This window comes from Mesorhizobium sp. CNPSo 4661 (genome assembly GCF_057784215.1).
The window spans coordinates 167,048-184,982 of the sequence record NZ_JBWGIO010000016.1; the positions used below are offsets into that span (position 1 = coordinate 167,048).

General features: G+C 62.5%; 21 protein-coding genes and 1 pseudogene. 4 read left to right on the plus strand and 18 right to left on the minus strand.

The genetic code is table 11. From position 1 onward, the window contains the following. From AC0YKC_RS24445 to AC0YKC_RS24500, 12 genes and pseudogenes are all read right to left on the minus strand, one after another. Entirely contained in the window at positions 1-396 is a 396-nt protein-coding gene (locus tag AC0YKC_RS24445; RefSeq protein WP_488512911.1) for a hypothetical protein, read from the minus strand. A 3-nt stretch (positions 397-399) separates the two neighbouring features. Further along, positions 400-876, minus strand: coding sequence for a hypothetical protein (locus AC0YKC_RS24450; protein WP_488512912.1), 477 nt, complete (start codon positions 874-876; stop codon positions 400-402). Positions 877-1,438: 562 nt separating this feature from the next. Continuing rightward, positions 1,439-2,359 carry a hypothetical protein gene (locus AC0YKC_RS24455; protein WP_488512913.1) on the minus strand — a complete coding sequence of 307 codons (921 nt, stop codon included), beginning with the start codon at positions 2,357-2,359 and terminating at the stop codon, positions 1,439-1,441. 97 nt (positions 2,360-2,456) lie between these two features. After that, the gene (locus AC0YKC_RS24460) at positions 2,457-2,774 is read right to left on the minus strand and encodes a hypothetical protein (RefSeq protein WP_488512914.1); all 318 of its coding nucleotides are present in this window, start codon (positions 2,772-2,774) and stop codon (positions 2,457-2,459) included. 640 nt (positions 2,775-3,414) lie between these two features. After that, positions 3,415-3,624: a hypothetical protein gene (locus AC0YKC_RS24465; protein ID WP_488512915.1), complete on the minus strand. Its 210-nt coding sequence runs from the start codon at positions 3,622-3,624 to the stop codon at positions 3,415-3,417. Continuing rightward, positions 3,621-3,800: a hypothetical protein gene (locus tag AC0YKC_RS24470; protein ID WP_488512916.1), complete on the minus strand. Its 180-nt coding sequence runs from the start codon at positions 3,798-3,800 to the stop codon at positions 3,621-3,623. Before AC0YKC_RS24470 ends, AC0YKC_RS24465 begins: the two co-directional genes overlap by 4 nt. Next, a complete protein-coding gene (locus tag AC0YKC_RS24475; RefSeq protein ID WP_488512917.1) occupies positions 3,797-4,546 on the minus strand; it encodes a hypothetical protein in 750 nt (249 codons plus the stop codon). The genes AC0YKC_RS24470 and AC0YKC_RS24475 overlap by 4 nt, the downstream gene beginning before the upstream one ends. Beyond that, entirely contained in the window at positions 4,543-4,740 is a 198-nt protein-coding gene (locus tag AC0YKC_RS24480) for a hypothetical protein (protein WP_488512918.1), read from the minus strand. The genes AC0YKC_RS24475 and AC0YKC_RS24480 overlap by 4 nt, the downstream gene beginning before the upstream one ends. Then, positions 4,737-4,928: a DNA-binding protein gene (locus AC0YKC_RS24485; protein ID WP_488512919.1), complete on the minus strand. Its 192-nt coding sequence runs from the start codon at positions 4,926-4,928 to the stop codon at positions 4,737-4,739. The genes AC0YKC_RS24480 and AC0YKC_RS24485 overlap by 4 nt, the downstream gene beginning before the upstream one ends. A gap of 133 nt (positions 4,929-5,061) precedes the next feature. Next, positions 5,062-5,754 (minus strand): hypothetical protein, encoded by a 693-nt coding sequence (locus AC0YKC_RS24490; protein ID WP_488512920.1) that lies wholly within the window; start codon positions 5,752-5,754, stop codon positions 5,062-5,064. After that, on the minus strand, positions 5,751-7,055 hold the full coding sequence (locus AC0YKC_RS24495) for a tyrosine-type recombinase/integrase (RefSeq protein WP_488512921.1): 1,305 nt from the start codon (positions 7,053-7,055) through the stop codon (positions 5,751-5,753). Before AC0YKC_RS24495 ends, AC0YKC_RS24490 begins: the two co-directional genes overlap by 4 nt. A gap of 278 nt (positions 7,056-7,333) precedes the next feature. After that, positions 7,334-7,531, minus strand: a pseudogene (locus tag AC0YKC_RS24500) (sugar-binding domain-containing protein); the annotation flags it as partial. Between the two features lie 156 nt (positions 7,532-7,687). Between AC0YKC_RS24500 and AC0YKC_RS24505 the strand changes: the two are divergent. Further along, positions 7,688-8,929, plus strand: a complete 1,242-nt coding sequence (locus AC0YKC_RS24505; protein ID WP_320298066.1) for an FAD-dependent oxidoreductase — start codon at positions 7,688-7,690, stop codon at positions 8,927-8,929. A 417-nt stretch (positions 8,930-9,346) separates the two neighbouring features. On the opposite strand, the gene AC0YKC_RS24510 is transcribed toward AC0YKC_RS24505, so the two are convergent. After that, a complete protein-coding gene (locus AC0YKC_RS24510; protein WP_488512922.1) occupies positions 9,347-10,357 on the minus strand; it encodes a sugar-binding transcriptional regulator in 1,011 nt (336 codons plus the stop codon). Positions 10,358-10,509: 152 nt separating this feature from the next. Here AC0YKC_RS24510 and AC0YKC_RS24515 point away from each other — a divergent pair, with 152 nt between their 5' ends. Then, positions 10,510-11,292: a hypothetical protein gene (locus tag AC0YKC_RS24515; protein WP_488512923.1), complete on the plus strand. Its 783-nt coding sequence runs from the start codon at positions 10,510-10,512 to the stop codon at positions 11,290-11,292. A gap of 18 nt (positions 11,293-11,310) precedes the next feature. Here AC0YKC_RS24515 and ptsP read toward each other — a convergent pair whose 3' ends face one another. The 5 genes from ptsP to AC0YKC_RS24540 are packed head-to-tail and all read right to left on the minus strand — an operon-like array spanning position 11,311 to position 16,023. Next, on the minus strand, positions 11,311-13,290 hold the full coding sequence (ptsP, locus tag AC0YKC_RS24520; RefSeq protein ID WP_488512924.1) for a phosphoenolpyruvate--protein phosphotransferase: 1,980 nt from the start codon (positions 13,288-13,290) through the stop codon (positions 11,311-11,313). 47 nt (positions 13,291-13,337) lie between these two features. Then, positions 13,338-13,718, minus strand: coding sequence for a PTS glucitol/sorbitol transporter subunit IIA (locus AC0YKC_RS24525; RefSeq protein WP_320298070.1), 381 nt, complete (start codon positions 13,716-13,718; stop codon positions 13,338-13,340). 27 nt (positions 13,719-13,745) lie between these two features. Further along, positions 13,746-14,750, minus strand: coding sequence for a PTS glucitol/sorbitol transporter subunit IIB (srlE, locus tag AC0YKC_RS24530; RefSeq protein ID WP_320298071.1), 1,005 nt, complete (start codon positions 14,748-14,750; stop codon positions 13,746-13,748). 15 nt (positions 14,751-14,765) lie between these two features. Next, positions 14,766-15,533 carry a PTS glucitol/sorbitol transporter subunit IIC gene (srlA, locus tag AC0YKC_RS24535; protein ID WP_320298072.1) on the minus strand — a complete coding sequence of 256 codons (768 nt, stop codon included), beginning with the start codon at positions 15,531-15,533 and terminating at the stop codon, positions 14,766-14,768. Between the two features lie 52 nt (positions 15,534-15,585). Next, the gene (locus tag AC0YKC_RS24540) at positions 15,586-16,023 is read right to left on the minus strand and encodes a transcriptional regulator GutM (protein WP_488512925.1); all 438 of its coding nucleotides are present in this window, start codon (positions 16,021-16,023) and stop codon (positions 15,586-15,588) included. Positions 16,024-16,212: 189 nt separating this feature from the next. On the opposite strand from AC0YKC_RS24540, the gene AC0YKC_RS24545 reads away from it, so the two are divergent. Continuing rightward, positions 16,213-16,854 carry a hypothetical protein gene (locus AC0YKC_RS24545; protein ID WP_488512926.1) on the plus strand — a complete coding sequence of 214 codons (642 nt, stop codon included), beginning with the start codon at positions 16,213-16,215 and terminating at the stop codon, positions 16,852-16,854. A gap of 89 nt (positions 16,855-16,943) precedes the next feature. Further along, positions 16,944-17,618 (plus strand): HAD family hydrolase, encoded by a 675-nt coding sequence (locus AC0YKC_RS24550; protein ID WP_488512927.1) that lies wholly within the window; start codon positions 16,944-16,946, stop codon positions 17,616-17,618. Positions 17,619-17,935 lie beyond the last annotated feature (317 nt).

A 17,935-nucleotide genomic window follows, 5' to 3' on the forward strand; every position in this document is an offset into this window, starting at 1 on the left:
TCATGCCCTCCGGTTGCGCCTAGCGTAGATCGCTGGAGCCATTGCAGCGAAGTCGCGGTTGGCCTTGGCAATCACTCGATCCCATGAGGCAGCGCCGCTGGACCTAGTTTCCTGGAATGGCGCCGCAGGCCCATCGTTGAAGGTGGCGTCCTTTGGCGCCTCGGCGTCGCGCTTCGCTCGATCTTCGGCGCGCGCTATGGCCAGCCCAGCTTCGTACTGCTGGGGATGCCGATCGGCGAGGTCGAGGTAATTCCTCTCTTCCTCCGAATAAAGCGCGGTGACGCGCCTTGCCTGATGGAAGAATGAGACCATGTCGGACGGATCCCGGAAACCGGAAGCATCGCCGGTGGCCAGAGCCTGGCGCCAGTGAACGGGGAAGTTGGCGGGGGTAGTCATGGTTCAAGCCTCCGGAATCTTGAGGGTGCGCGCGGCCGGCGGCCAGCCAGCGGCCGAGGCGATGACGGTGAGAGAAATTTGCCAGTCGAAAAGCCACTTCGACCGCAGCACGAATCCGTTGCCGGTGGTGAAGTCACCCGCAGCGCCGGCATAGGGCATGCCGCAACGAAGCCAGGTGAGCAGCGTTTCGCGCGGGATGCTGAATGCAGCGCTCGCCTCGTCGATCGGCAGATCGACAGGCTCCCGTGCCGAAAGCTCCTCCCAATCAACCAGCCGGTCGAGATAGTGGTCGAGCGTGGAAACGTCGCCGCGGCCACTCTTCATTGCGCGAATGGCCGTGGACAGATACCAGGCCTGGTGTCCGCCAGAGACGGTGCCTTCGGCCGGCACCCGCTCAAGTGCCTTGGCGATGGTGCGCCTGTCACGATCAAGCTCGACCGCGAGGCCTGAAATTGAGAAAAGCTGCCGCGTCATTGCCACGTCGGGGCCTCCTGTGGTGGAGCACGATGCAAATTTCTGTCTCTAGGAGAGGCATGCGCACAGCCGCCCCGCATGGTCAGAGCGGTTTTCCAAGGACCCGGTGATTGCCGTCGGCCGGGACGATGGGCGGGCCGGACCCTCCAGTGCCCGACCCGCTCGGAGACCAAGGCTGCTTCAGTCAACCCTGGTCGCGGCGAGATGCGGGAAAGGAACACCGCGACCGCGCCTTTGGTGAAATCTGTTGAGCCGGCGGACCACCGCTGAGAAGTCCGCTGGCTCTTTGCCACTACCCCGACAGCAGGAGGGCTTGGCAATTGGTGAGCGAGTGGATCGGACCCGCCAAATGGAAAGGAAAGTGGAATTTTCGAAGTCGGAAAAACACGCGTTGAGCGGGCTGCGCCGCCCCGTATCCGTCCGCCGCGCTGGGTGAGGAACCTTACGCGGGGGTGGGTGCCGGGTATGTCATCGGCAGCCAAAGGATTGATTGCCCCCCGGAGACCGCGCGCCCGCTTGGCCTTCCGGGGAGCGACGCCAGCCAACGCGGGGTTGGTCAGCGTATTCATTATGCGGCGGCCTCTTCGAGAGGAAGCAACTGCACGACAGGCTGGGCAGCTTCTGCAGGCGGCACCGGCTTGAGTGCCGCAAGCTCCTGCAATCGCGCCAGTATGGAGCGCGAGCTGTGGACGCCGACGCGAGACTGATCCCAGAAAGGAGGATCGCCACCGACGAGGCCGGGCAGTTCGATTGAGGCGAGCGGCGGCTGTGGCAGTGCCATGCCACGAGGGATGTAGGTTCTGCGGATGAAGCGGCGCTTCACTACGCGACTGTTGCCCACCTGGATGACACCGTTGGGCGGCATGCCGCTGTAATTGGAGGCGTATTCCTTAGCGCGAGCATCTGCTTCTGACTGCCTGTCCTCGGCGAAGAGAGTCCAACTGCCGGCATGGGTCCAGAGCGCCACCTCCTCCTCGCTGATCGTCTTCTCCTCTGAACCAGGGCGCCGGCGGACCTCGATCTCTGCCGGGAGCAGCGGAGGCACGTCGGCCGGCAACTGCCTGTTGGCCTCTTCGACGGCGACATCGGCCTCGGCGAGGATGCGGATCAGTCCGACCAGGCGCTTGGCGAGTTCAGGGTATTCCTTGCGCAGCATCTTTGCGGCAGCGTCCGACTTTGCCTTGGCCTCGTCGTAGCGCGCCCGCAGTTCGCTTTCAGTGGCGGCAGCCTTGGCAATCTCGATCCGCTTGGTGAGTTCGGCTTGAGCGGCATAGGCGCGCTCGACGTCACGGTTGGCACTTGCGATCTTCGCCTCGATCGCTTCGAGATCCTTGTCGCTGCCGTCGAGCAGCACGCGGCGCCGTTCGGCCTCAAGTTTCTCTGCAGCGGCTTCCAATCCGGGAATATCGATCTGGTCGAGCGTCTGCTGCAGCTGGTCGACCGTGTTCGCCTGGCCGCGCAGCGATTTGACGATGGTCTGGATGTTCACAGTCGGTCTCCGGGTCGGGTTTATGACCAGAGGATGGCGGGCGAAACACGACAACCGAAGAGTGCAAAACACGACAAACACGACAAACACGACAAGATCAGTCGATGCCGAGCCGCGCCTGCATCTTGGTGACGGAGACAAGCCAGCGACCCCCATGTTTCCAACCGAAGCCGTCGTATCGCTGGCACCAGGACAGGATCAGTTCTTTTGATTTGCCAAAACGCTGCGCCGCGGCCGCAGTCTCGAACCACTCTATCCCGATCAGGTCGACTCTCCTTTCCGGCTCGGCTGATATCGGCGCTGGCGTCGCCGTCTGGGGCCTCGGCTGCTGGCCGATGTACCGGCGCAGATCGGCCAAGGCCGCTTCTGCCGTGGCGATGTAAGCCTCGAGTTGCGGATCGGGAGCGGAGGTCATGCGCACCTCCCCGGACGTTCCGTCGCAGGAACAAAAAATGATGGTGCCCATTGATTTCGGGAAGGGACGGCAACCCGAAAGGATGCCGAACAATGTTTGAGCTTACGGTCTTGGAGATGGCAGCCGCAAGGCGACGCGCGAAGCGTGCCGAGCGCTCCTTGAAACAGGCCACAGATCTGCTCGACGAGGACCACGGTCTCGCTGTTAGCCTTGCCCTCTGCAGCCGAATACGAGCCGGCCAGGCGAGAGCGAAGGCTGCCAGGCGCCGGCTGCTGAAGATCGTGCCGCCGACAACCGCGCATTGACGAGCTCGCGGCGCAAGGTCGGTCCCGGTCTGATGGTCGGGTTAATCGATATATTCCTCCCCACACGTCAAAGCTTAATGTGGGCGCGTCGGCGGTTGTGGTAGAGGCGAAAGGCTGGATGTCTCTTGGGAGGAGTTCCGTCCTTTGGATATGAAATCGAAGCTCGCCAAAATGTCGGCGGCGCTGCTCGCTAGGCGTGCGGCCGCCGCTCAGTCCACCACCGCTACCGTCAAGCCGATCCGAACGTCGCTCGCCGACGTTCCTCTCAGGCGCCAAACAGTTCCGTTCAAGCCGAAGCCGCCGATCCGCCCCTGCAGCAACATGTAACGCGGCGCTCATTCGTCGCGCCCGCAGGGAAATCTGCGCCACCATTCGCGCTCAAGCACGCCTGCCACCAGATCGCCCGACGGCGTCCGCGGTGCGTTATGCGCTGCCTGGTGCTCGGCGAGGAACTGCGGCTCGGGCATCCTCTCTACCGCCTCGGCAAGGCATCCGAGAGCCTGGTCTATCCATGTCGCGGCGGAGCGGTAGGCGGCCGGGCTCATGCGCGCCTCCGCATCGGTACGACGTGCGGTGGATTGTTCGGCTGGACCATATGCCGCTCACGCCACATCCGCTTGGCGATACCGGGGATAGCGCTGATGACCTTGGCCGTCGGTCGAGCGGCCGCCCAGGCGAATAGGTCGAGTTGGTCGGGATGAGTTTTCTTGCGCGTGCTCATGCGACGAACCTCATCTGCGCTTCGACCATGGCAGGCGTTAAAGTGCCTTCCATCATGCGGCGACGGAACACCTGCATCACGCCAGGCGACAGCTTCCGGCCGGCTCGGAGCCTTTCCAGGATCGCGGCCGCATCGTCCTCGTTGTCGGGAACAGGGTATGGAACATCATCAGGGGAGTGGGCAGAGCCAACCCTTGAAAGGTCTTTCCCTTCTTCAGAGCTAATACCTTCTAGGTTATATTCTAGGTAGTTGCCTGCATTTGGCTCAATCACGCCCCTGCGCGAATTACAGGCCCGCGCGGTGTCAGGGCCTGTATTTGGCTCAATCACAGAAGATGCCGCCTGACGCTTCTCCCGTTGCCGTTCTTTCCGCTCGGCATCGATCCGCCTAAGCGTTTCCCGAGCGATAATCATGTGGTCTAGGACCATATTCTCGCGGGCAAATTTCAACTTGTAGCGGACGGCGCCGGCGCCTGTCTTGCTGTCGACTTCGAAGTAGCCAAGCGCCACCAGCGCGTTGCGATTGTCGATGATGGCGCGCGTGCTAAGACCGGTTGCCACCTGAAGATCGATGATCGACACGTAGGCGGAATCCTTCTCGAAATCGGATATGAACCGAAGGTAGGCGCGAACGATTTTCAATGCCGCGATCGGACATTTCGGATCGGCGTTGATCATGTCCTCGAAGTCGAATTTCCGACTGGCGAGCGAAGCCGCTTTCGGTTTTTCGTCGTCGTCATCGCTCATGCCGCGCGTGCCCTCCGCAACGTGGTTTCGCGGATCACGACAACGGCCTGGTGAGGCGTGAGGCCAAATCGGCGCTGTAGCGCCGGCACGATCGGCCGCTCGATGTTGCCGTAGTTGGCGACATAGAACTCGATCGCCTGGTCGACGATGGCCGAGTGCTCGTGCTCTGGCGGGGAGTGATCGAGGGCGGTCATGCTGCCTTCGCAGCACGGGCGCGCTCCCAGGCGACGAGATCGGCTTCGAGGAAGTAGCGCCGACGGTTGATTACGATCGGCCGGGGGAAATTGAGTTCCGGATTTTTGAGCCACCGGTGAAGGCTCATATCGCTAATATGATATCGGTCCAGCACCTTCGGTGCGGGAATGTAGACCTCGGTTGACATTGGAAAGTGGCCTTCCGTTATTAACGTTAGGCCTCTCAGTATATGGATCGGGACTCGCGAGAATATGCCCCTTTGAGAGATTATTTCGCGAGCAAACCTTCATCCCATTTTAAAAACAAAACCGGGCGGCAAATCAGGATAGTTTGTTCTTTTCCTCGTCACGATAGGCACATACACGCGTCACGATCGATTTGCGGGAAAGCGACTTTCCTAGGAATATCTCCACGCCAGCCTCAATGAAATTGGCCGCCGGACTGCCGGTGCTCTCCGAGATTTTGATGTGTCCCACAGGGATCTTGAACGCCGCGCACCATAGCTTTGCGAGGCCTCTCACAAGGCCATCGATCTCCGGCCGCTCGTTGCGGTTCGGGCTCATCGAACGGTTTCCCACGTGATAGCCATGGACCGACGCTGCGTACATTGCGAGTTGTTCAAGGACACGCCTGGTTGAGCTTATCTCCTCCGCCGTAAAGTCGGCCGGCACGATGTACGCCGCGACTTCCTCGGCCGTGGTTGGCCCATGCCGCGGTTCGTCCCAGGCCCCGTATACGAACGGCGCTTCTTTGTTGATCTTTTCCGCTGTGAGCTCATGCACCCACCGGTCGAGGAACTTGATGGTGCTGGTTATTCCATCAAGCTCTGAACGGGCGGCGGCAATCCTTGCCGCAAGCGTATCAATGTCGCGCCTTTTCAAATCCTCGTCGAACCTGAATGCCATGTCCTGCAGACGAACCTCGATCCACCCTTCCTCCGGCTCGAACCCGTTCTGCTCCAGCATTTGGCGAAGCGCCGCGACGTCCTTTTCGGCGAACCTATCGCGCCTCATTTGGACACCGCCTTCATCGGCACGACATTGCCAGCCGCTTTGCCAGTGACCAATTCCTCGACGTATCTGCCCCACGCATCCAGAGCGGCCTGTTTCTCCTCGTAGTAGTCGTAGCGGTTGTAGATGGCTGCGATGCCGCGGATGATGCCGCTCGAATGATTGAGCACGGCTTCAATCACGTGAGGCCGGATGCGCAGCCGTGCCATGCCGCTGGCAGCTGTCCGGCGTAGATCGTGAAGGGTCCAGTGTTCGATCTTGAATTCCGGGTCGCTGGTTTCTTCCTGGGCGATTTCCAGCATCGACTTGGCGATGGCCTTCGTAGCGCGCGACCACCCCGTTGCGTAGGTATCGCCGGTGGTGGTGAAGACGTAGCCGGCCTTGGTCCGAATAGCCTTCATATCGTCAAGAACCTCTTGGACTGCGGTCGAGATCGGCACCACGTTGTCGCGTCCGTTCTTCGTCCGAGATCCAGGGATAACCCAGTCGTTGCCGTCGACCTCTTTCGTAGTCATGGCGGCGACTTCGGTGCGGCGTTGGCCGGTCAAGAGCAGCACCTTGAACATATGGCCGAACGGCTGGCCGTGCTTCGTCGCGGCGTGCCAGAACCATCTGATTTCATCGTCGGTCAGGACACGATCGCGCGGCGTCTCGTCGTAGGACTTCTCCATTCCTTCCATCGGTGAAGCCGTGACGGGAATTCCGTTCTTCGGCTTTGCGCACCAGTCGAAGAACGTGCTCAACGCGGTGAAGACCCGATTGGCCATCACATGCTTGCCGGCCGCGTCGATCTTGTTGATGAGGTTGCGGACGTCGGTGTCTGTGATTTCCGAAATGTGCTTGACGCCCCACTTCGGCGTCACATGGTTCGCGAACAGAGTTTCGACCCAATCGGCATAGCGGTTCTTTTTCTTGTGCCGGTGGTATTTGTCGATGAAGTCCGCCACGACGTTCTTGAACAGGAGCGACTGGTCTTCGGCCTCGGCCTTTGCGGCCTTTCGGGTTTCCTGCTTCTCGGCCGCTGGATCGGCGCCCGCGCGGATTCGTTCGAGCGTCCCGCTGGCATCAAGGCGGATCTTCTTCAGTTCCTCGCCGGCCTTCTTCTCGTCGCTCCCGGCCAAATAGTTGCCGAGGGTCAGTTTCCGCGGCTTGCCTCGGTGTCTGTAGCGCAGTGCCCAAGCCTTCCGGCCCGTCGGCTGCACGATGAAAAACAGGCCAGGAAGTACCGCATCCGGGATCTCCAGACGCTTCTCCGGGTCCGCCTTCAGCTTGGTGAGCGTCGCGCCCGTCAATGCCTTTGCCATCTGCTTTCCCCTGTCTGGGTAACACCGGGGTAACAGAATGGACGCGTTATGGCCCGTTACCCTATGTTATCAACACATCCTAACATAGGCTCACTTTCTAGGAAAACCAAGGGGTCTGGCAGGCGTGAACGTTTTGACTTGTGAGGCGGCGTTAGGCCGAGATTTTTGACTGGGGGTCAAGGGGTCGTCGGTTCGAATCCGGCCACTCCGACCATTAAATCCTTGAAATCCCCCGCGAAGGCATCACGAAGCGTGCGCGGCGAATTTATGCCCGCTGCCTAACCTGCGTGCCCGGCCAGCATGCGCCTCGCGCTTTCCTCGTCGGTGATCAGGATGGTCGGCGCGATCAGGTTCATGGCGCCGAGCAACGCCTCGGTCTTCTCGGCGCCGCCGGAGGTGAGGATGCGGATCGGCGCCTTGCGCAGGCGATCGACATCGACCGACATCACATGGCTGTTGACGGGATGGTCGACCAACGGCGCCGGCAATGAAGCGGCTCCGTGCCAATCAGCAACAGCCACCGCACCAAGTCCCGGGATTTGACTTAAGACCGATGTAAGCTCATTATATTAGAAAATACAAATATTCATCGACTGCGAGCCACGTCACACGGGAAAACCAGCGGGACTCTATTGTCAAACGGCGGTGCTGACTACGATCTGATCGTCGTTGGTGGCGGGCTTGCAGGTTCGTCGCTGGCCATCGCCCTTGCGGGCCGCGGCATCCGAACCCTCATTCTCGAGCAGCAAGAGGAGTTCAGGGACCGCATTCGCGGCGAAGTCCTCATGCCATGGGGCAGCCTCGAGGCGAAGGGCTTGGGTATTTACGATCTGCTTCTTAAGGACTGCGCCATCGAGACAGCCTACTTTTCGACATTTACCAATGGCTCGCCACCTGCGATTCGGGATCTGCGCGCGACGACCCCGGCTGCCACCTGCTGCATGACGTTTCCCCATTCGGAAATGCAAGCGGTTCTCTTGAAGCAAGCCGAGGCGCTCGGAGCCGAGGTCAGGCGCGGACATTTGGCGTCTGGTGTGACTTCTGGAGAGGTGCCACGGGTCCACATAGGCGACGACATCAGAGGACTCTCTGCCCGCCTGGTCGTTCTAGCGGACGGCCGAGATTCACGGCTGCGCTCGCTTCTCGGCTTCGAGGTGCGGCACGACGAGTGCCAGCTGTTCACGGCGGGCATGATCATGGAGGGTGACATCAACTATTCGGAGTTCCTCGCCGACGAGGCGCGGACACCGGCAAACACGGTCAATCTCTTCTATGACCCCAAGGGCGGGCGCATGGTGATCGCGATGCGCATCGCGCCCAAGCGCAATCGCGTCTATCTCGTCTACCACAAAGATGTCCTGCCGAAGCGCCTGTCAGGTCGCCATTCTGTTGAGGAGATGATACGGCAACTTCAGGAGGTGGGGGCACCCAGCCATTGGTTCGACGGAGCAAGGCAGGCAGGTCCATTCGCCAGTTTCGACGGTTCGCATCGATGGGTCGGCAGCCCTTATCGAGATGGCGTCGTCCTCATCGGTGATGCGGCGGCTGCTACCGACCCCGCCTGGGGCAGGGGCCTGTCGCGGACGCTTCGGGACGTTCGGCTGCTGAGAGACCGATTGCTGGAGAGTTCCGATTGGCGATTGGCCGCGGAGGCATACGCGAGCGACCACGATGATTTTTACGGCAGGATGCGACGATTGGAGGAGATGCAAACCACGCTACTGTTCGAACGCGGAGATGCGGCTGACCGGCGGCGCGACCACGCCTTCGCGCTCTTTGCCCGCGATTCCTCACGCATTCCGGATGCATTGGGCTTAGGCCCCGAAGCTCCGTCAGACGATCATGCCCGCGCCCGCTACTTCGGGGAGATATGAGATTGGGCCGCATGTCAGCCACTTGAGTGCGACGGCGTTCATCCGCGGCGTGTCGACAGGGGAGAGGTAACGACCCGGCACTATGCCTTCGTCGAACCCAAGTGACTGGCGAGTTTGCGGAACCTATGCCTGATCCCCTGTGGGTCTAAAGCCCCGAAAATGCCCCAAGCGGGAATCCTTAAAGCAGGTCGCGTGAAAAAGGATTCACGCGACCTGCTTTAAGTGTTTGATTTTAAGCATGTCTTTGTCCCGAAACCGGGCCCACTTTCGGGAGACATGCTTTAGGCGGCCTCCCACCGAGGAGTCACGAATCCGGACTCCGGATGAAGCTCGAATCCGGCCACTCCGACCATCTATATCCTCGAAATCCCGCGCGAAGGCAGCACGAACCGTCCGCGGCGAATCTATGCTCGCTGGCTAAGCCTCATGCGCGGCCAGCATGCGCCTCGCGCTTTCCTCGTCGGTGATCAGGATGGTCGGCGCTATCAGGCTCATGGCGCCGAGCAGCGCCTCGGTCTTCTCGGCGCCGCCGGAGGTGAGGATGCGGATCGGCGCCTTGCGCAGGCGATCGACATCGACCGACATCACGTGGCTGTTGACGGGATGGTCGACCAGATCGCCATTGCGGTCGTAGAAATGGAACAGAAGGTCGCCGACGGCGCCGCGCGCCAGCAGGGCCTCGCGGTCCGCTTCCTTGAGGAAGCCGCCGCGCGAGAAGGTGGTGGCCGAAGCGATGCCGCCGACGCTCAGCAGGACGGCATCGAGCGCGTCGGCCATCTCGAAGATCTCCTGCAGGCCGCAACGCTCTACCAGCGCGATCTTGGTCTCGACGCTGTCGACGACGGCCGGCGTCGGCATCAGATAGCCGTCACCCTGGAAGATCTGGGCGAAGCGCCAGGCGAACTCGGCCGGGTTGACCCGCCGCGCGACGCCGACGCCGCCAAGCAGCGAGATCACGCTGAAATCGGCCAGCGATTTGGCGCTGATGAAGGGCAAGGTGTGGAACAGCGTGACACCCCAGCCGACGCCGACCCGCATGCCCGATTTCATCGCGTCGGACAGGAACATGCCGGTCTTGGCGGCGATTGCCGGGATCGGATCGGCGTTGGGGTCGGTGAGCGGCGCGACCAGCGCCTGCTGCAGCCCGAAGGTTTTCTCCAGCGCCCGCTCCAGCCGCACGATCTCCAAAAGCTCGCTTTCGATAGTGATCTTCACCTCGTTGCGCGCCCGCGCCTCGGCAAGCATGCGCACGATGGTGACGCGACCGACGCCGAGCACGTCGGCTATCTCGTTTTGCGTCATCTGCTCGACGAAATACATCCAGGCGGCGCGGATCCTGAGACGGTCGGTCCGGCTTTCGCTGACGACCTGCTCGGAGGCTTCAGCCGCCCTGCCGTTTTCGGATTCGCCCTGCCGCCGCCTGCCCAATTTCCCCTCCAAGTCCGGCGATGATGCTGCCTCGCCGATTCTGCATGCTGGTTAAATATCGCCTATTGATCTACCAATCGAGACGAACAATCTAGAGAGGGCGACTGGCGCCCCAAGCCGTGATCGGCTTCAGCATTTCGAGGCAATTGGCGATGTTGCGACAAATTTCCGAAGATGTCCGCGCCAACCTGAAGGATCGGCTTCGGGAGTTGCGCGACGCGATCCGCCAAAACCGCCACGACAGCGCCGGCGATCCGTTGCGCGATATCGCCGGTAATTGGCCGCCCTTTCCGGGCCGCAGCCTGCTTGGTCATGCCGCGAGCGCCGTCGACGAGGCGCTGACGATCGCCGAATCCTTCGTTCCGCATTCCCGGCCGCTCAAGGTCGACGGCACGACCGTAAAAAGCCTGCGGGCTTATTTCCCGCAAGGCGATGAAGACCGGCAGATCGGCGGCGAACGTCAGTTCAGGCGTGACATGTATTATCTGACCCGCGCGGTTCTCGCCGGTTACGGCATCGACAATCCGCGCGTTCACGAGGCGAGCTTTTCGGCCGTGCACGCCGCGATGCGCAAGCGTCACGCGGATCTTCTGGCCGGCGCGACGGCGGACGCGGCATCCACGGATCAGGTCGCCGCGGCTTGCGCGGCTCTGCTCGTCGAATGCCTCAACCACCGTCCGGTCCAGCCTGGCGAGGTCGGGACAGGTCCGGCGATCGCCGGCGACCGGTCTCTCGACATCAGATGCCTTGCGCCGGTGGTGCTTGCCTGTGGACTGGCGACCAAGGCGGACGGCGCGCCCGAGCCCGACATTCTCGAGATCGCGGTGCTGGCCGCCGAAGTGCGGGAGGATCGCATCCGGCAGGCCTGCGCCCAGACCAATGCCGTCCAGGAACTGACGCCGGTTCTCGCCACCCTGCTTGCGCATCTGACGTAACCGCCGCGAGGGAATCCGCTATCGTTCGGCCACCATGGTCGCGATGGTTTTCTTGGCGCGCTGGATCGAGGCAGGGCTCATGCTGAGCTCGGTCAGGCCCATCCCGACGAAGGCCGGGATCAGGTCCGGACGGCCGGCGGCCTCGCCGCACATGCCCACCATGATGCCAGCGGCGACACCCGCCTTGGCCGTCAGCTCGATCGCCGACATCACCGCAGGATTGGTGACGTCATTGAGCTTGGCGACCGTCGGATTGAGGCGGTCGGCGGCCATGATGTACTGGGTGAGGTCGTTGGTGCCGATCGAGAAGAACGCCACTTCTTTTGCCAACGCCGGCGCGATCAGCACGGCGGCTGGCGTCTCGATCATCACGCCGAGGTCAAAACTTGCATGCGGCACGCCTTCGGCCTTCAATTCGGACGCGCATTCATCGACCAGCGCGCGCGTGCGCGTCACTTCGGCGATTTCCGAAACCATCGGCAGCATCACCTTGATGTTGCCATGGACGGCGGCGCGCAGCAGCGCCCGCAACTGCTTTTTGAAAATGTCGGGACGGTCGAGGCACATGCGGATGCCGCGCCAGCCGAGGAAGGGATTTTCCTCGTCGGGAAATTCGATGCCGGCGATCGGCTTGTCGCCGCCGATGTCGAGCGTGCGCACGATGACCGGATGCGGCGCAAACGCCTTGGCCAAGGCGCTGTAGGTCTCGGCCTGCATGTCCTCCGACGGCAGATGCATGTGGCGCATGAAGAGCAGCTCGGTGCGGAACAGGCCGACGCCCATGGCGCCGGCTTCCTGCGCCGCCTCGATCTCCTCCAGCGAGCCGATATTGGCCGCGACCTCGATCACCGTGCCGTCGGCGCGTTTCGGGGTCACGCCCTTGAACACTTTGAGGCCGGCGCGCTCCTGCGCCGCAGCCTCGACGCGGCGGGTGAAGTCTGCCCGCGCGGCCTCGTCCGGATCGACGATCACATGCCCGGCATTACCGTCGATCGCCACTTCCTTGGCGGTGCGTAACTCGTTGACCTTGTCGCCGAGACCCAGTACCGCCGGGATGCCGTGCGAGCGGGCAATGATGGCAATGTGCGAGGTGGCGCCGCCATGGCCGCAGATCACGCCGCCGATGCGCTTCAGCGGCGCGCGCGCCAGATCCCAGGCGCCGATGTCGTCGGCGATCAGGATCGCGCCCTGCGGGATGGTCTCCAGGCTGACCTCGTCCTGGCCGAGCAGCACCAGGCAGATCTGCCGGCCGACGGCATGGACGTCGTCGGCCCGGGCGTTGAGATAGTGATCGTCGACCGCGCTGAAATCGGCGGCGATGGTGGCCGCGGCCGCGATGACCGCCGAGACCGCGTCGTCACCGCCACGGATCAGCCTTTCGACCTCGCCGGTAAGGCTGTCGTCGGCGGCGATGTCGCGCAGGGCCGCGACAATGCCACGGTCGCCGGCGGAGAGATTGTTCTCGGCTAGCGTGCGGTCCATGCGCGCCTGGACGCTGGCGACAGCGCCGCGGAAGCGCTGGAGCTCACCTTCGATCTCGTCGGCCTGCAGGCGCCTGCCCGGCCCCTCGATCTCCGGCGGAAAATGCGCAAAGGCCGGCCCGATCGCCACGCCCTCGCTGGCGGCAACACCTTGGAGCTTGGGTGTTCCATCCGTCGGCGCGGCTGCCACGAGCGTCGCCTCCGGCGCAGGCGCGGCTGCTTGCGGGCCACCCTCGCCCGCGTCGCCCTCATCGTCGAGGCCGGCGCGCGGGTTCTCCAGATAGCCTATCAGCGCCTCGATCGCTTCGATGGCGTCGGCGCCATTGGCGCGCACGGTGACTTCCTGGTTCTCCTTGACCGCCAATAGCATCAGCTTGACCGAGCTCTTGGCGCTGACCGCCTTGCCGTCCTTGACCAGCTCTACATCGGACTCGAAAGCCTTGGCGAGCTTCACGAACCGAGTCGCGGGACGGGCGTGCAAACCTTCGTGCACTCTGACGATGGTCGAGCGTTCCATGGCAATACTCTAGGTTTGGGCGCCGTCGACAGACAGCGCGGATATTATCAGGCGGCGATGGTGATGACAGCGCCCGGTGTAAGGGCGGCCACAAGCGCTCCGGTATCGACTTCGGATGCGCAAACCTCGCCCGGCCTTTCGGCCTCGGTCGCTCCGTTGAAGGAGATCACGACATGGCCCATCTCGCGGACCTTGCTCCATGCGGTGGAGCCGACCGCCGTTATCGTCGCTGACACTGGTCCGAGGGTGATCGATGCGCCCTTTTGCGGCGCGTCTTCACTAGGCTCCTGCTCTGTCAGGTGAAGCACGGAAACCTCGGCCAGCTCGGGAGGCGAGCCATCCGCGAACAGGATGACCACGCCGCCCTCGGCGAGGTCCGCCACTTCGGGTCCTATTGCTGTGACCCGTGTCTTGAGAAGAACCGACATATGGCGAACCTCGATACTTTTGATGGCTTAGAACACGATCAGGGAGACGACCCATGCGATCAGCACGGAGACGGGACCCATGATCTGGCGGCTGATGAGCACCGCCGGCACGCCGATCTCGATCGTCTTCGGCTTGGCCTCACCGAGCGCCAGACCGACGGGAACGAAGTCGCAGCCGACCTGGGTGTTGTAGGCAAACAGCGCCGGCAGAGCCATTGCGGGCGAGATGGTGCCGTTGGCGATCTGCGGGCCGATGATGGCAACGCCGATGACCTGCGCGATGACCGCGCCTGGTCCCAGGATGGGCGACAGGAACGGCAGGCCACAGATGGCCGAGATGACCAGCAGGCCGACGATGTTGTTGGCCAGCGGACCCATCGGTTGTGCCAGCACGTCACCGATGCCGGTATAGAGGATGAGGCCGATCAGCATGGTCACGAAGGCCATGAAGGGCAGCACGTTGCGGATCACCTGATCGATGGTGCGGCGGCCGGAGTTGAAGAAGATGCCGACGACACGGCCCATGACACGGCCGATCGAGCTGATCAGGCCGATCATCCCGCCTTCGCTCGGCAGCGGCTCGGCCGCCCTGGATGCAGTGTTGTTGTTTGAACTCATCGATGCTGCTCCCCCCGCAGTGGTGACCGCTTCGGATCCGTCCGCCATCGTGACGTTGGCCGGCTTCACGCCCGAAACGTAGATGTCTTCCGTGATGAACTGGGCGAGCGGACCCGCCTGGCCGACCGGCGTCAGGTTGACGGTCGGGATGCGCTTGCGCGGATAGACGCCGCAGCGCGCGGTGCCGCCGCAGTCGACGACGACGACCGCCATCTCGCTTTCGATCGGCGGCGCCTTGAACCCGTCGACGGCCTCGGCGCCGGTCATGTCGGCGATGAGCTGCGCCACTGGATGGATGCCGCCGCCGGTTACCGACACGACCTTGCTGCGCTGTTCGGTCGGTTCGATGACCAGTGGGCCGCCCCAACCGGTGGACCCCTTCGAAATCTTTACTGCCTTGTATGTCTTGGCCATGGTGTCCTCCCGCCCTTAGAGCTCGACGCCCTGGCGGCGTGCCATGATGGCCGTGATGCGCTCGGTCAGGATGCCCTTCAGCAGGATGACGACGAGGCCGACGATGGCGTACCAGATGGCCACCTTGACGTGATAGCCGTTGGCGATGACGCCCCGCTTCTCGAGGTCGAGCAGCGCGACCAGCATGCCGCCCCACACGAAATATTCGCCGGGATTGATGTGCGGGAACAGGCCGAGCGGCGGATGCACATAGGACACTGCCGCGTCGTAGAAGGCAGGCTTGTGCTTTTCTTCCAGGAAGGAGCCGAAGGTGTATGCCATCGGGTTGGTGAGGAAGAACACCGACAGGACCGGCAGCACGGTATAGCGGGTCAGGGCGATGCGGCCGGCGCCGCGCGCCAGGCCGTGGACGCGCTCTTCGCCGACCAGTTCGGTGACGGCATAGAAGGCGGTCATCAGCACCACCAGCGTCGGAATGATGCCGGTGACGAAGCCGGCGAACACCTCGCCGCCCTTCTGGAAGATGCCGATGAAATACTTGCCGATCGCGGTCAGCCAGCCGAGCTGCTCTTCCTGCTGCACGTTCTTCAGCTGTTCCTTCAGCTGGTCGGCGGTGACCGGCGCGCTGTCGGTCGTCGCCTGCGCGAGGACCACGAGATGATCGGTGGCATGCCCGACGCCGAGCTTGCCGTGCCAGGCAGCGTCCGAGACCATGGTGCCTGCCACATGCAGGTTGTGCACCGCCAGGTCGGCATGCTGCGCCAATAATGTAATTACAGACATTTCTCCTCCTTATGACCCCTGCCGGTCATTCCCAGCCGGCCGCCGGTGTCGTTTAAGCCCTTGCTACGTTCAAGCCGGACAGGCCCGGCTTCTTCCCCGGCTCCGACCGCGCGCGGTCGATCTGCTCGATCGCCCGTTTCACGGCCTCGGCCACACCGGGTTCCCCCTCCCCCATGATCGCAGGGTTGGACCGGAGTCGATCGAGGGGGATGCCCTCGAATTCTTCATGTCGCTTGAACTTGGTCAGCACCGAGCGTCCGCTCATGACCATCATGCGGCGCACGATGAGATCCGGCGTCACGACGACGAGCGCAATCGTGCCCTTGGCCAGCCGTCCGCGGAAATTGCCCGCGCCGACGAAGCCGTCCTCGAACTCTCCGGTGACACCTTTGAAGACGTCCGAATAATGCCGCATCTGCAGCCAGACACCGAGCGATTGCAGCGCCCAGACAACAAAAAGCAGAAGCAGCGCCCACTGCCAGATCGCCATTTCGGTTTCCTCCCGAGTCTCTTTCTCCGGCACATATTGGACGGAGGCGAGATGACCCGAAAGTGAGAACATTTGTTTCCTCGAATGTCAACATGTATTATATTAGCCGCCATAACGCTCCACAGGCGGCTGGCCGATTTCGGCATCGGCAGCGCCTGTGCTAGCCTGTCGCCAAACGGGATATGAGACATGGATCTGCCTTTCAGGCACGAACTCGCGCTTATGCCGGACCTTCGTCACCGGCTGCGGCAGCTGCGCTGGTTTCGCGCCACCTTCCGCAGCAGCGCGAAGGTGGTGTCCGAGACGTTCGGCGTTCGTTTCGAGATCGACGAGGCCAAGCTGACACGCGCCTTCCTCGACTGGATCGAAGTCATGGAAGCGCAGAAGCGATTCGCGGCGATAGACCGCGCGGACTTCATCGTCTTCGCCGCCGGGCTGGTGCTGCGCGAGCTGATCCGGCAGGCACCGGCGCGCGAGATTTCCGGCCTCACCGAAATGATCGAGACGGAGGCCAATGCCGGCACGGCGGAAATCGTGCGCTTCTGGCCGGAAGGTTTCCTCTATACCAACTACTGCGTGTCGGCGATCCTGGCCGTGCACGAGCAGGAATTCGGCACGGCGCCCAGCATCGACAAATGCGCCGACGACCTGCGCATCTGGTGGTCCTACCGCGAGAACGCCACGGAAATTCCCGCCTATGCCGTGGCCTTCCTCGACCGCTTCCTCGGCGCCGAGCCCAACTGGATCACGCCCGACCGCGCGCAGTCGCGCCAGGCCATGCAGCGCGCGCTTGGATCCACGCCGGTCAGCGAGGCGCTGCGCCAGCTTTGAAGCGTTGGGGACCTAGCCGCCCTGCTATTGAACATCTGACTTTTTATCGATAGCGATGTGCGCATTGGCACAGGAGCCGGGAGAAGCGCGTGGCGCAACCTAGACTGATGATTTTCGATTGCGACGGCGTTCTCGTCGACAGCGAGCCGCTGGCCGCCAAGGCCTATGAGCGCGTCTATGAGAAGCACGGCATGCCCGGCGTCCATGGCGGCATCATCGCCCAATGCATCGGCATGAAGCAGTCCGACATCATCGTCAAAATCAAGGAACTGACCGGCCATCAATTCCCATCCGCCGCTGACGGCGACATCTGGGCCGAGACCAAGCTGCTGTTTTCCGAGGAACTGAAGCCGACGCCGGGGATCGCGCCGTTCCTCAGCGCGCTTGCCGGCGACCGCTGCGTCGCCTCGTCATCCTCGGTCGAACGCATCAACCACAGCCTGTCGGTGACCGGGCTGTCGCGCTTCTTCGGCGAGGCGATCTTCTCCTCATCGATGGTGAAGAACGGCAAGCCGGCGCCGGACATCTTCCTCTACGCCGCCGAAAAGATGGGCGCAAAGCCGGCCGATTGCATCGTCATCGAGGATTCTCCCTTCGGCATCCAGGGCGCGGTGGCGGCCGGCATGATCGCGATCGGCTATACTGGCGGCGGTCACACTTACCCCGAGCACGGCGCACGGCTGAAGGCGGCCGGCGCCGATTTCGTCTGCGCCGACTGGCACGAAGTCGGGCGGCAATTGGCGGGGCTTGGCGTGCCGGCCTGAGCTAACTTGTTGTTGGAGCATGATCTTCCCCGAAAACCGGTTCCCACTTTTCGGGATCATGTTTGTTGGAGCATGATCTTCTCCGAAAACCGGTTCCCACTTTTCGGGATCATGTTTGTTGGAGCATGATCCTTTCCGAAAACCGGTTCCCACTTTTCGGGATCATGCTCTAGAGCGGGATGAGATTTGTAGGAGTCGTTGGATTCCCAAATCAGCAATGATCTGATTCAACATCGATGCTGGGCAGGAGGCCAGCATCGATGGCTGGATATTCGATGGATTTGCGCGAGCGGGTTGTCGCGGCGGTCAAGGTTGAA